A 14,137-nucleotide genomic window follows, 5' to 3' on the forward strand; every position below is an offset into this window, starting at 1 on the left:
ATAACAATTGAATTTGTTAATTATTTTATAACATTTTTAAGTAGGATTGACTATATTAGGCGGGTAAGCTTATGAGCAACAAAGAACTGGAAGCCTTTAGTTTCCGTCAACAACGTTTTGCCTATCCATCTTCTCATGCCGCCAAACGTATCTTTCAGCGTACATCTATAGATAGTTTAGAATTAATGAAACTGCTTGATAATGGAGCATGTGTGAACATCGGGCAAATTGCAGGTTCATCTCGTCGGCATTTACTATTTTTTAGTCAAAAAGATAAATTCTGCTATGTAGCAATTCAAGATGAACGTTCTGGTAAAATAATTACGATCCTACCTCCTGCTTATCATAAAAATTCAGCATGGAAAATCACTACTGAGCAATGCCTATTAGCTAAAGAACGCTATGAACGATACTCAGAAATGGCTTTAGTAAAAAAGTCTATGAAAAAAGTAGAGAATAATACACCTCCATTTGACAAAGAAAGTCAACCATCAACTCACTATCGTACAGTAACTACAACTAAACGTGACTATAAAATATGGGTGCAAGCACTTTATATTAGTGAACACTTAACAAATAAACGCAAAACCTTATTTAAAACATCGATAGATTTTTATTTAGACGATTTTGAAATAAATATTAAAAATTTCCTAAAAAATCCAGTGCTGTACGAAAAGATTGATAATGGCATTAAAAGTAAAAGACTTTTTCAGGAAACTATTTATGCCTTGTGTTTTCGCAAGAAAAAAGACAGCTCAACATTCTATATTGTAAAACTTCGCAGTGAATACGAAGCCATAACTCATGCAAAGAAATATAACAACCAGATCCAACATATGAAACAAGTTTTATCTTTTTACTATAGTCCTAATCTAGCTTTACCGACTCCAGCCTCTATGAAGTTGCCACGCTTGTGCTGGGAGCCTTTTTAAATTAGATACATTAACCGTTAAATCCTTGATAGCTTCTAGGGCGTGTCTTCAATTCATCTTACAATGAACGATAGTACACGCCAGATAGAGCATTGACTTAAAATTACGAGCTAACTTCTCATAGCGAGTGGCGATACTACGAAAGTGTTTAAGCCTTGCAAACATATTTTCAACAAGATGACGCAGCTTGTACAAGTAGCTATCAAATTCTGGATTAGGCTGTTTTGTATTCTTCCTTTTAGGGATGACAGGTATCATATTATGGCTTCGAGCTTTATCTCTGATAGCCTCTGAGTCATAGCCCTTATCAGCGATAAAGCAATCTGCCTGTCCAATCATGTCAATCAATTCACCTGCAACTTGACTGTCGTGGACGTCACCCCCAGTGATTTTAAAATCGAGCGGATATCCATCGGCATCACAGGATAGGTGTATCTTTGTAGTTGCGCCGCCACGGCTTCGTCCAATTGCTCGATCTGCACCACGCCGAGCTCCACTTGCATGCTGGTGACAGCGAACATAGCTTCCGTCTGTGAATACCCATTCCGTATCAATTTCTTTTCGTAAGCTAAAAAAAAATTCTCCCATAAGCCAGTTTTCGACCATCGATTAAAGCGACTATAGGCTGTTTTCCATGAACATAATTCTTCAGGTATGTCACGCCAAGGCGCGCCTGTGCGTAGTTTCCACAGTATGGCTTCCATGATCTCTCGGCTGTTTTGAGTTTGATAGCAGCCGTACTTTATCATCGTCGATTGCAATTGATCCCAAAGTGTATCTGTTAATGCTTTTCTTGCCATAACTTGTATTGCTCGCATCGTTTCAATAGATGCGGTATTGTAACTATTATTTATGCCTTATCCAATTGAAGACACGCCCTAATATAAAACCTTACTTCGACTGTACCACTACCCTAATTACTGAGCATGCATCCTGCAACATTATCAGATAATGGATTATAAAGTGAAACTAAAACAATACTCACTCAATTATATCTCAGAGCAGTTTATTACTTACCATGACGAGTTTAAGCAACTTTACATTCTAACTTATGAGATCTTATCAAGATTAGAAGATGATTTTCTTGAGATAGAGATTGAAAGAGCACTAGCAGCTACTACATTTGTTACAATAAAAGACAAAAACTTCATCTTCTTAAATAACTATATTTTAGCAATCTTTTGTAAGAGACACATACAGCAAGCTACAGATAAGCAAGTACATTGTATCTACGTTAACGACAACGAGTCCCCTGAATTTCATAGGCTGGAAACTATTTTTTATGAACTTATTAACTTTATAAATAGAGCCATTCGTAGCCAAAAAAACTTAAATTACTATGATGTACATAAAGATTTGATCAAGATTTTGACCACAGAACAATGTCAGTATTTGTTTAATCTCAATAGCTACTCTATCTTGCTATTTTGCAGACACATGAATATCCATGAAAGGACATATGATAACGCACGAAATGAGTCAAAAAATAGCGAGAAATATAATGCCTGATGATGGTAATCAAATTGTTCTGTTGACGGATAACGAGCTTATTAAACAAGTTGATTTTTTGAGTGTTGAAGATGGATATAACTACACTGAGAACTGGATAGACTCACTGAAGGAAATTGCCACTTTAATTAACTTAAGCATTCAACAACGATCGCCACCTTTAATAGAGCAGTTGATAGCTATAAAAAACGATTTGCTTTTTCAAGAAGAAGTCAGTAAAAAGACACTTAATGCATTACCTCCGATTCTACAACCACTTTTCTTGTTAGCTAACTTAACCCGTGATGAGCACAAAGAAATAATATGGTTATGCATATCCATTCACACGTATTTGTTATTATCACATCACAAAAAAGCAAGGACGCATTTAACGAATATAATTAACAGATTCAAATTACCCGTATTTTCTAAGGCTAAGAATAACCGATGGATTTGGAGCATATTACCAAAACTTGACGAGTTAGAAGAGTTATCAAATACAGTAGACTTCATCTATTTATTCTTTGTAAAGCAATTGAGAATAGTAGCGTACGAACAAGAAGTACGAAAAGAGCTGCTAACAAACATTGATGAAAGTGACGCAACCATCAAATTCCGCAGTAAAAAATTTAAGCAGCTTGACGCGATTGTTAAATGCTTTGAGCAAGCCTACTATCCTAATAAAAAAATCACTCGCCAGCGCAAAAAGAAAAATAGATATGTGGATCCTTTTAAAGGAGAGATTACCGAACAGTTAGCTAGTTTTGTAGACGGTTCAACCTGGGTAGAGAATAGTTACTGGAATCTGAGTAGATACGATATTGAAAACGAAGCTCCACATTTATACTATCAATATCCTTCAATACCAAATTTTGATGATGAAGTGTATTCACCAAACTCAACAAAACCTAGGAATATCGAAGAATATATTGATACTTTAGAACGGCCACTGATTGTCAGCTTAGACTTGCCTGATAAAAAAGTTCGTTACATACAACCGTTACATAGGATAGAAAAAAATGTTCATCATAGCTATATCAGTCAGAGAGAACTAGAGCTTAACTCTAATGTCCGAACGCTTTCTTTGGCAGGCTTAAAACAAGTTTTTGGCAGACTAGCAATAGATTCACATCGATACGACTATAAATACAATAAAGCCTCTTTAGCCCTACTCCTATCAATGATGACAGCGGTTCCTGTAGAGTTTTTGATTACAACTGGTTTCGTTGCAAATTCTGGATTATTTACCATTTTAGAAAACACTGCATATATGCAGTATCAGCTACAAATCACTGATCGTAAACAGGATTATAATGCGAATATTCACGAAAACCAAAAAAGCATTATTCGCCTACCAATGCCAATAAATTTAATAAAACCCCTTTCTCATGAAAGAAACTTACCAGATAAAGAGAATATTCTAGACTATATTCGCACTATAAAAAAAGAAATGAATCTACCCTATCTATCAGTAGTACGTATTGAAACCGCCTTGCATATTATTTTACACAGATATATTCAGGGTAGTAATCAACATATTGCCGATCTGATTTGTCGAATACCAGCATCTCTTGCCCCCTCTACTTACTACAGCAGTCATAGTAACAATTTTCTTGTTAATCGTTATCGTCAAGCAATAGAGCTTCTTAACTATGACAATCAATTGGACGATAGTTTTATTAAGAAGCCCAACACCAAAACAGATTTTACTACAGGTTCTGGATTTGCCTTGACTTCAGAATACGTCAATACGTTTTTACAGAACCTATCGGTATGGGTTAATGATAGCGTTAATAAAGAAGAGCACTTCAATAGGTATAGCGCTTTTATTTGGATTCAATTTTGCTTGCTGACCGGTACTCGTCCAAATAATGGACTGACTAATGTTAAAGATATTGACTTAGAGGTAGGTTGGTATGAAGTTGCAGATAAACCTAATAAAGTTGTCAGAAACCATCGATTAATCCCGTTGTGCCCTTCTCTTCTAAAAACTTTAAAACAATACCAATTATTTCTTGTCGATTATCAGCCTTATGCGAGTGCCAAGGTCGATAAAATGATTCATCAGATCAAACAAGAACAAGATGACTTAACCTTACTTAATATGTTATCAGATAGTTACGATAAACTTATTCAAATCAAGCGAAGCCATATCTCAGGATTATTAAAAGACTATATGCCTTTTGAGGATTCTTATTGGACACGGCACTTCTTACGTACCCAGCTTGAAAAGCTTGGCGTTTCAATGGTTTTGATCAACACAGTGATTGGTCATGAGAAAAACCGACAAGAAGCATTGGGACAGTTCTCATCAATAAACAAGCAACAAATCTGGCAAGTGCGTGATGCTTTCGAGAAAATCGCACAACAAATAAATTTAAAAAATGCGATAACAAATGAAACCATTAAAAAGCAAATCAAATAACGACAGTCACAAGTCGCTCAAAGAATTATCAAAGTCGCAGCAAACTCAGAAACCTAAACGCAAGAACAAAAGTAAACCGCGTGAGGTAACAAAACAGCCTAATAACCCTTCAATCATAAACAAAAGCATTTTCCCACCCAAAATTACTGCTGGGTTTACTCAAATAAAAGGTAGTAAAAATGTATTGAGCGTAAATCAAAATGACGTATCAAAACTGATCTATCAAAAATATGAACTGCTAAATATATTTCAAACTCTTTGGGATGATATTCAAAAACAATCATTCCAAGAATTTCAAAACCTAGTCAATCAAACAGATATAGATAACAGCTTTTACGACTACAAGATCCTCTCAACAAAGAAATACCAAGAGATTTACCTAGAAAAATACCCCAAGCCAACTGACGATATTAAGCTAAAGCGATGGAAAGTAACTTATGCTGATTATTTAGTTCAGTTAGCATTAATGACACACCCACTTGATGAACAGCACTTCGAAGCTTTTTTAAAACAAGCAAAAAAACTGATACATCAAGTCTGTTCTAAAATTTATACTTCAATGGCTCAGTTTCGCTATGCTTGGGAGGTTTTGACTAAATTTGTCAGCTACTACAACACGTTTTATATGCAGTCAGAGTATGCCTACCCTTTACCCAGTGTGCCTGTTTTAGTAAAAGAAAACCCACTAACAATTGATGAAAACTGGGTGAAAAATGGCAAGCTTTTTAATAAAATAACTAAAGCGATGATGGCAGATTGGGTGACGGCAAATAAAGATCAGAATCAGTCCTTAGCGTCGCTTGTATTCTCACTAATAGCTTTTGGCGGGATTAATGATAAAGAATTACTGTCTGCATTAGTCATAACAGCCTCGCTGAAAACCTTTCTAGTGTTAATCATCAATACTTTATCAACTTTTTTGTGCCTATTAGTAACGCTGAAACACTACATGAGCAATATATAGCGTTATTACAGGCATCCGCTACTAAGCTTGGTAAGCGTACGATCAAGCTTCAAGAACAGCACTTTCGCGTGACTGATGGTTATTATGTCAGTCCTAATATGTATCGACTGGTGGTCACAGCACCCGATAATATCCCACTCAATCATCCAGGCTACGCGTATTTATTTGAGTTAAATGCTGAAGTTTTATCTACCATAAATGGTGAGTCAGAAAATAACGATAAACCTTTACAACGCTACTACACCCTGCGAAAAGCATGGCGAGATCCAATCCGCTTGTCTGTTCAAGCTTGGATAGATGTTTATATCCATGGCAACACGCCAGGTGGCAATTGGGCACGCTCTCTCGTCTGCGGCATGCCAATAAAAACGGTGCGCGATTATCCAGAAAAAATAGAACACCTCAGTGAGGGACAATGCTTATTGATTTGCGATGAAACCTCTCTACCTACCGTCGCCAATCTATTAGAAAACTGGCAAAATCCGTTGCCGCCCCTTGTCATTGCTATCACCGAAGATCCAGAAGATATCAGTTATTTACACACTCTCAATCTCTGTCAGCACTTAGGTCATGATGAGCGTTTTCTACAAGACAATCTACTTCATATCATTAAAACGCCAACAACCGATCTTTCTGAACAAATCATAAGCTTATTACATGCAAGGTTAACAACACTACCTCTTAAGATTGGCAAGGTTTGGGGTGCGCTTGAAGCAGCGGACATCAAATCATTAAGACAACAATTAAAGGTAACTCTTGGTTTATCTCGTCAAGATATGGTCATAAAAGTCTATTGGCGCGCTCAATAACTGCTTCAATTCCATAAATAAAATGAAAATCATTTGCATTAACCAGCTACTTTTCTTTAAAATGCCTCATTTACTTTCGACTGCTCACTATGATGCACATCAATAATTTAAGCCTAATTCGTCAAAAAAAAGTTTTGCTTCACCCGACTTCTTTTATCATCGAACCAAATAAACTTTATGCCCTCATTGGACATAATGGTTCTGGTAAATCTAGCCTTATAAAAGCCATGGCAGGAGAGATGACACCCACGCAAGGTGGCATTGAAATAGAAAATACAGATTTGCGAAGTCTTTCTGCTAAAAGACTGGCGACGCATCTTGCCTATTTACCGCAAAATCTACCTGATGCAGGTGCTTTTACGGTCTATGAGCTTGTGATGTTGGGCAGATACCCTCATCAAAAATGGCTGCAAAAGCCGACTGCCAACGATCATCAACAAGTAGAAAAAGCTATCGCCCTCACTCAAGTTAACGCCTTTAGAGACCGCCAAGTATCGACGTTGTCAGGTGGTGAGCGTGCGCGCGTCTGGTTGGCGATGTGCCTTGCCCAGCAGACAAAGTATCTTCTATTGGATGAACCACTAGCGGCGCTGGATGTGGTCTATCAAATAGAAGTGTTAAAGCTGATTCGTCAATTGGTCGATGAGCAAGGCTTAGGTGTTGTGATTATCCTGCACGACCTAAATCTAGCAGCAAGGTTTTGTGATGAGTTTATCGCCCTAAAACAAGGCAAGCTGTGCCATATGAATGATGTCAAACACACCATGGAAAAGGATGTACTGCGCTCAATATTTGGTGTCGATTTTACCCTACTAACCCATCCTACCACTACTCATAAAGTCGCAGTTATATGAAAGCGCTCACCTTTTCGTTCGGGCTATGTGTGGCATTATGCTCAAGTTTATTGTTAAGCAGTTGCCAGTCGTCTGACGCCACCTCACAAGCACCACAAGCGCCACAAGCAATGTCACCTCAAGAAAGTCAAAAAGCGCCTAAAGTCATGACGCCCGATTGGGGTATTGCGGCGACGCTGACTGCCATGGGATACCCACCAGTTGCTATGGGCGACAAACCTTTCTATAGAGAATGGGTCGGTAAGCCTCTTATACCCGATACGACTCTCGACGTAGGAACACGCTATCAGCCCAATCCTGAAATGTTCTCTCAATTAGATTTAGATTTGGTCATAGACAACGCTTTTTATGCGCACCTGCGTCCTATGTACGGCGATTTGCCTATCCATTCTATTGAATTGACCAGCCCTAACAAAATTGCAAAGTGGGAGGACTTTATAGAACCCACGTTAGAATTGGGCCGATCTATCAATAAACCGCAAGCCGCGCAAGATTATTTAAACACTAGCAAGAAACAAATCTTACAAGCGGGACAGACTTTTCATGCGCGTTATCCTCATGTCAAAAAATTGGCTGTCGTGCAATTTGCCGATACTAATAATTTGCGTATGTTTTCGTATAATAGTTTGTTTCAACCTGCTTTAGAGACGATGGGACTACAGCTAGTAGCGTTGGCAGATGGCAATCAATGGGGGTTTACGCCCATTATGCTAGGAGACTTAGCGCAGCTTAATGACGATACTTGCCTTGTGGTCGTTGAACCTCTTAGTGACCTTCTCAAACTTGAATTAGAATACAGTTTAGTGTGGCAGCGCTTGGGTTATTCCTTTGATCAAGCGCATGCATCTAGCAAAAAAGGCCGCTGTATCGCCTTACTGCCTGCGACATGGAACAACAGTGGCGTGGCTTCTATGAATGTCTTGGCCGAGCGCTTAACGAATGTCACTTTTGTAGGCCATACCGATTTATGATGAATAAAAATAATTTTTTGTCAGCTAACCGTATTTATATGATGGTCGTTTTCTTAATGCTGCTAGCAGTAGTCAGCAGTTATGCAGTCGTACATCAGCTATGGCCTCTCGCTTTTTTAGAATTGTTCACCCCCTCATTTGAGCTATCACTTTCGGATATGAGTACCCAGCTACAAATCCTACCGACCATGTTGGTAGCATTGACCGCTGGTGGCCTTTTAGGATTGGTCAGTGTTTTATTACAACAGCTGGTAAAAAACACATTGGCCTCAGACACGACACTAGCAGTCGGTAGCGGTGCAAATATGGCGCTGCTCATTGTCACGTTATTCCTGCCTACTTTAGCGTTGGGGGGAAGTTTTTGGGTCGCTTTTATGGGCGCGCTTGGCAGTATGGCGATTGTTTTTCTTCTAGCTGCGCCTAGCCGCATGAATCCTTTGGTATTGGTGCTTGGCGGACTGGTAACCAATATTTTATTGGGCGCTATTACTGCTTTATTATTGATTTATTATGCTGAAGAAACCTTAAACGTCATGGTGTGGGCGGCGGGCAGTCTCACTCAGAATAACTGGCAAGTATCTGCCGTATTAAGCATCGCTAGTGTGATCGCCTTTATTAGCTTAATACCTTTATTAAAACCATTAGAAATAATGAGCTTAGATGATAGGCAAGCCAAAAGTTTGGGCGTTCCTATCAACCTCATTCGTGGATTGGTAGTGGGATTGGTGGCACTACTGACCGCCCTTGTCGTCAGTCGCGTGGGGCCTATTGGCTTTATTGGTTTAGGGGCTGCCACACTGGTGAATGTGTTTTCGGTACGGCGTATTGGTTACCGTTTGCTATTAGGTTATGTGTTTGGAGCGCTGTTGTTATGGATCACCAGTAATGCCACGACGCTGTTACAACATTATTTAAGCCTAAATATTCCTGCTGATGCAATGACGGCCATACTTGGTGCCCCATTGGTGATATGGTTAATCGTGAGCCAAAGTCGTCAACATACCGATGAGGTTATTCCGACTTTAGTTTCAGAACGCCGTGACACTCATTTAATGGGTTGGAGTATCGCCTTAATACTGTTGCTCATAGGCGTACTTATCTTTACGGCTACTTCAAATGGCTGGCAGCTTAGTACGCTAGGACATTTAATTGTTAATTTTAGATTGCCTCGTACGTTAAGCGCAGCCGCCACTGGCATAATGCTAGCCACTGCTGGCGTGCTGCTACAAACCTTAACACGTAACCCGATGGCTAGCCCTGAAGTACTCGGTATCAGCTCAGGCTCAGCGATAGGCGTGGTATTGGCCTTTGTTTTCCTACCCAGTTTTGGCTATACAGGTATTATATTATCAGGATTATTGGGCGCTTTTATTGTCCTTAGCTTGATCTTATGGCTTGCCCGTCGTATCAATCCAGCTTATTTATTATTAGTTGGTGTGGCCATTGCCGCATTGATGGGCGGTTTATTAAGTCTGGTAAAAATATCTGGCGATCAACGGTTACAAGCGGTGTTAAGTTGGCTATCAGGTTCTACGTACCTTGCCAGTCCAGAAACGGCATGGATTTTAGTAGGATTGGCTTTTATACTTTTTTTATTAAGCTTTATGGTGATCAAACCATTAGAAATATTGAGCCTAGGTAGCGGGATTGCCCGTGAGCTTGGGGTATCTTTGAGATTGTATCAAACCTTGATACTCATTCTTGTAGCTTTACTGAGTACGATATCAACGTTAGCAGTGGGACCACTCAGTTTTGTGGGTCTGATGATACCTCACCTCGCCAGCACATTAGGCGCGGTAAAGCTCAAACGTCAAATTCAACTGTCCGCTATCTTAGGCGCGGGCTTAATGGTCATAGCAGACTGGGTTGGACGCTATCTCATATTTCCCTATGAGATACCTGCTGGCACCATTGCTGCTATCATTGGCGGCGCTTATTTTCTATATTTGATGCGGCGTATTAGAGCGTAACCATATGGTTAATACTTCAATAACGACATGACAACATTATCGCTATTTAGGGCTTTAAAAATTTTGGTGTAATGGACAAAATTCATGCTAAAAAGTAGAAGGTAGTCGCTAATGGACATAATTCATGCTATTTGAGTGACTTTGATAGTAGAAAGTCTTTAATAAACCGTAACTTACGGTACTCATTTAACCCATGATGACTGTGCAATTGTCGCTTTAGCTCACTGAATAACCCTTCAAGAGAATTGGTCGTATTTGGTATATCTAAGTGCTCATATTCTCGATAAGTAAACAGCCAGTTACTATTGGTTCGTAGACTACGATAAGCACTTCTAAGACGCTTGTGCGTGTACCACGTTCTACCAGTATCCTCATTGGTACTACGTTCACTAAGATAGGCTTCATGAGTCAAATACCAGTGATCTAAGCGCTTTATGAACGCTGTCTTATCAAGCTGTATTATGTTTAAAGCGAGCTGTCTAAGCTCAATACTGGCGATGTTCTTAGGGCGACGAGTGAGGTAGCGGGTCACTATTTGTATTTGATGAAACTGGCACATCTGGCATGGGGTACAGGTAAATAACGTACGCAGTCCTCGTCTACCATCGCAGGTAATACTTTGTATATCAACGCCTAACGATGCTAGGTGATCAATCCCTTGCTTATAGGCACTATTAGTTTCATGACTCACTATCGCGTAATAAAGAACGGTTTTAGTGGTGTTATCCATAAAGACCATTAACCCAAACTTGCGACCAAAGTAAGTGGTGTCCATGATGATATTAGCAGTCTTTGGTCGTTTAACCTGATACTCGATACTGACTTTATCTAAGCGTCTTTGAATGGTTTTAAGACTACAGTGGTATTTATCAGCCAGTTGTTGGTAAGTCTGTTTACCTTGGGTATATTCAGTCCAAAGTGTTTGGTTATTGAGTCTTTTGCCACCTAAAAACTGCCGTCTGCAAGCTAGGCATTGATACTGCTGTTTATCTAGCTTACGTCCATTCTTCTTGGTGTGTTTATCACTACAAAAAGGGCAGTTTTTTGATTCATGGCGTTCATTCCTTGCAAATATAGACAGTATATAGCGTTAGACCCTATGACAGCATGAATAATGTCCATTACACCAAAATTTTTAAAATTAATAACGCGCAACTATTGTAATGAAAATGCTTATCATTATAATAGTGATTTAACTTACATATTGGTAACATTCATGCAATTGTCTCGCCTATATTCTGCTCTATTTTGCCTCAAAGCAACTAACAGAGCGCGTCACCCATTTTCAGTAAAATCACTGTCTATCTTTCACCTCTCTACTTCAGTCGTTTTACTTGCTGCAAGCCAAGCGGCGTGGGCACAAACCGATATAAATAATGACAGTCAATCAGATGTACCAAGTGTGGTACTTGATACGATTGTAGTGACCAGTAGTGCGGATGCGTCAGCGGATGGATTGCCAGATGCTTACGAAGGTGGCCAAGTGGCGACCGGAAGCCGCGTAGGAATTTTAGGCAATCAAGACATCATGGATACGCCATTTTCTACTACATCGTATACCAACGAATACATTGCCAACCAACAAGCACAAAGCGTGGGCGACCTGCTCAAAAAAGACCCAACTGTCCGCGTGGCCAGAGGTTTTGGTAACTTTCAAGAAGCTTACTTTATGCGCGGTTTCATCACCACATCAGATGATACGATGTTTAATGGCCTATATGGTATTTTGCCCCGACAGTATATCGCCACCGAATTATTTGAGCGTGTTGAAGTCCAACGCGGCGCTTCTGCCATGCTAAATGGTGCAGCGCCTAGTGGCGGCAATGCTGGTGGTACGATTAACCTATTACCAAAACGTGCTAGTAATGACCCACTACGCCAATTAACGCTTGGTTATGGTCAAGGTGACCAAGGTAAAATTGCCGTCGACGTGAGTGACCGTTTTGGCACTGAGGATGCATTTGGCGTGCGCTTTAACGCCGCTTATCAAGATGGCGATAGTGCCATCGATGATGAATCTTCAACATTGGGATTGGCAGCGCTTGGGCTAGATTATAAAGGCGAGCAATATCGTCTATCAGCAGATTTAGGCTGGCAAGATAACAAACTCAAAGAGACTCGCCCTAGTGTCAATCTTGGCAGTGTTTCTAGCGTACCAAAAGCGCCAGACGGCTCAAAAAATTGGGCGCAGCCTTGGACGTACTCAGATGAAAAAGATATCTTTGGTACCATTCGAGGTGAATATGATTTTAATGACAATCTCACCGCTTATGGTGCTTACGGCATACGAAGTGGCGAGGAAGAAAACTCACTAGCCACCTTAACCGTAAACAGTGCTGATGGTGCGGGCACGATTTATCGTTTTGATAACTCTAGAGAAGATTTGGTACAAAGTGCCGAGCTTGGTCTACGTGGTAAATTACAAACCGGTGAAGTGGCTCATAACTTAGTGTTGGCCGCAAACCTCTATGATCAAGAAGAAAAAGGCGCATTCGCATATGATTTTGGCAATCAGCTAGCGACCAATTTTTACCGCCCTACCGACTACACGGAAGTCCCTTTTACAAGTACAACTACGTTTGGCGGCAATTTAGACGATCCAAAATTAACCAATGAAAAGCAACTCCAAAGCTTTGCGCTAGCAGACACCATATCGCTGTTCGATGACAAACTGAAAACCACGTTGGGTGTACGTCATCAAAATATAAAAACCACCAGCTATGATGCCAACACGCAGGCAGAAACTGCTCATTACGATAAGAGTGAGTGGACACCAAGTATCGGTATTGCCTATCAACCAAACATGGATTGGTCGTTCTACGGTAACTATATCGAAAGCTTAACGCCAGGAAAAACAGCCCCTCAGACAAATAACAATGCTCCTGTTACCAATGCTGGTCAAGCTTTGGACCCTTATGTAAGCGAACAAACCGAAGTTGGCGTGAAGTATGACAACGGGCTTATTGGCAGTAGTTTGGCAATATATCGCACTGATGCCGCACGTGACTATATCGATGCTTCAAACACCCTTATATCTGCTGGTAAAAACCGTCACCAAGGCGTAGAACTGACCGTATTTGGTAGCCCTAGCGAAAATATGCGCCTAAATGCGGGGGTCAGTTATTTAAGTGCCAAACAAAAAGACACTGGTGATGCTGCGTTAGATGGTAATAAAGTCATTGGTCTTCCTACCTTACAAAGCAATGTCAATCTAGAATATGATGTTGCGGCACTCGAAGGATTAACCTTAACAGGTGAAATCATTCATACGGGCCCACGCTATGCCGATAATGCCAATACCTTAAAGGTTGACGGTTATACCACGTTAGATCTTGGAGCTCGCTATAAAACCGTGCTGGCCGGACAAGATGTTACCTTAAAAGGCATGGTAACCAATGTCACGGGCGAAGATTATTGGCAATCAGTCTGAGCTATGCTGAAAAAACCGTAGAGATAAACTTGGTAAACTAAGCGTATTAACAGGAGTTTACCATGACCAAGAAAGTAAGAACCTACAGTGACGAATTTAAAGCCGAGGCCGTCAAGAAGATATCAGACAATAATGGCAATATCTCAGCCACTGCAAAGCAGCTTGGCATTGCCATGCAAACGCTATCAAATTGGCATAACAAAGCCAATCAAGGCAAGCTTGTCGGCACAGAGCAATATGATCCTGACCTTATGAGTGCTCTTCAAGAAATAAAGCAGCTCAAGCGGCAGCTCA

The 14,137-nt window shown here is 40.2% G+C and carries 11 protein-coding genes; 9 read left to right on the forward strand and 2 right to left on the reverse strand.

Going from position 1 to position 14,137, the window contains the following annotated elements:
• The first annotated feature begins 71 nt into the window (after positions 1–71).
• Entirely contained in the window at positions 72–932 is an 861-nt protein-coding gene (locus EI164_RS10210) for a hypothetical protein (protein WP_192519860.1), read from the forward strand.
• A 48-nt stretch (positions 933–980) separates the two neighbouring features.
• On the opposite strand, the gene EI164_RS10215 is transcribed toward EI164_RS10210, so the two are convergent.
• Positions 981–1,732 (reverse strand): IS5 family transposase gene (locus EI164_RS10215; RefSeq protein WP_105246391.1). Its coding sequence is split into 2 segments (ribosomal slippage): positions 981–1,525 and positions 1,525–1,732, totalling 753 coding nucleotides; the frame shifts between segments, so codons are not numbered across the junction.
• A gap of 647 nt (positions 1,733–2,379) precedes the next feature.
• Here EI164_RS10215 and EI164_RS10220 point away from each other — a divergent pair.
• The 6 genes from EI164_RS10220 to fhuB all read left to right on the forward strand — a co-directional run bounded on the left by EI164_RS10220 (position 2,380) and on the right by fhuB (position 10,413).
• Positions 2,380–4,845, forward strand: coding sequence for a hypothetical protein (locus EI164_RS10220; RefSeq protein ID WP_192519862.1), 2,466 nt, complete (start codon positions 2,380–2,382; stop codon positions 4,843–4,845).
• Positions 4,817–5,809 carry a hypothetical protein gene (locus tag EI164_RS10225; RefSeq protein WP_192519863.1) on the forward strand — a complete coding sequence of 331 codons (993 nt, stop codon included), beginning with the start codon at positions 4,817–4,819 and terminating at the stop codon, positions 5,807–5,809. Before EI164_RS10220 ends, EI164_RS10225 begins: the two co-directional genes overlap by 29 nt.
• Positions 5,767–6,618, forward strand: coding sequence for a siderophore-interacting protein (locus EI164_RS17405; RefSeq protein WP_192519864.1), 852 nt, complete (start codon positions 5,767–5,769; stop codon positions 6,616–6,618). The genes EI164_RS10225 and EI164_RS17405 overlap by 43 nt, the downstream gene beginning before the upstream one ends.
• Positions 6,619–6,707: 89 nt before the next feature.
• Positions 6,708–7,472: an ABC transporter ATP-binding protein gene (locus EI164_RS10235; RefSeq protein ID WP_192519865.1), complete on the forward strand. Its 765-nt coding sequence runs from the start codon at positions 6,708–6,710 to the stop codon at positions 7,470–7,472.
• Positions 7,469–8,443, forward strand: a complete 975-nt coding sequence (locus EI164_RS10240; RefSeq protein WP_192519866.1) for an ABC transporter substrate-binding protein — start codon at positions 7,469–7,471, stop codon at positions 8,441–8,443. Before EI164_RS10235 ends, EI164_RS10240 begins: the two co-directional genes overlap by 4 nt.
• Positions 8,440–10,413, forward strand: coding sequence for a Fe(3+)-hydroxamate ABC transporter permease FhuB (gene fhuB / locus EI164_RS10245; RefSeq protein WP_192519867.1), 1,974 nt, complete (start codon positions 8,440–8,442; stop codon positions 10,411–10,413). Before EI164_RS10240 ends, fhuB begins: the two co-directional genes overlap by 4 nt.
• Before the next feature lie 127 nt (positions 10,414–10,540).
• On the opposite strand, the gene EI164_RS10250 is transcribed toward fhuB, so the two are convergent.
• Complete coding sequence (locus EI164_RS10250) at positions 10,541–11,188, reverse strand: hypothetical protein (RefSeq protein WP_192519868.1); 648 nt, start codon at positions 11,186–11,188, stop codon at positions 10,541–10,543.
• Between the two features lie 441 nt (positions 11,189–11,629).
• Here EI164_RS10250 and EI164_RS10255 point away from each other — a divergent pair, with 441 nt between their 5' ends.
• Together EI164_RS10255 and EI164_RS10260 are read left to right on the forward strand one after the other, a co-directional pair.
• Positions 11,630–13,843 carry a TonB-dependent receptor gene (locus EI164_RS10255; RefSeq protein ID WP_225739222.1) on the forward strand — a complete coding sequence of 738 codons (2,214 nt, stop codon included), beginning with the start codon at positions 11,630–11,632 and terminating at the stop codon, positions 13,841–13,843.
• A 62-nt stretch (positions 13,844–13,905) separates the two neighbouring features.
• A partial coding sequence (locus EI164_RS10260) for a transposase (RefSeq protein WP_192518743.1) occupies positions 13,906–14,137 on the forward strand: 232 nt, incomplete at its 3' end.

The sequence above is a fragment of the Psychrobacter sp. FME13 genome (assembly GCF_014861395.1).
In the GTDB taxonomy this organism is placed as follows: Bacteria; Pseudomonadota; Gammaproteobacteria; order Pseudomonadales; family Moraxellaceae; genus Psychrobacter.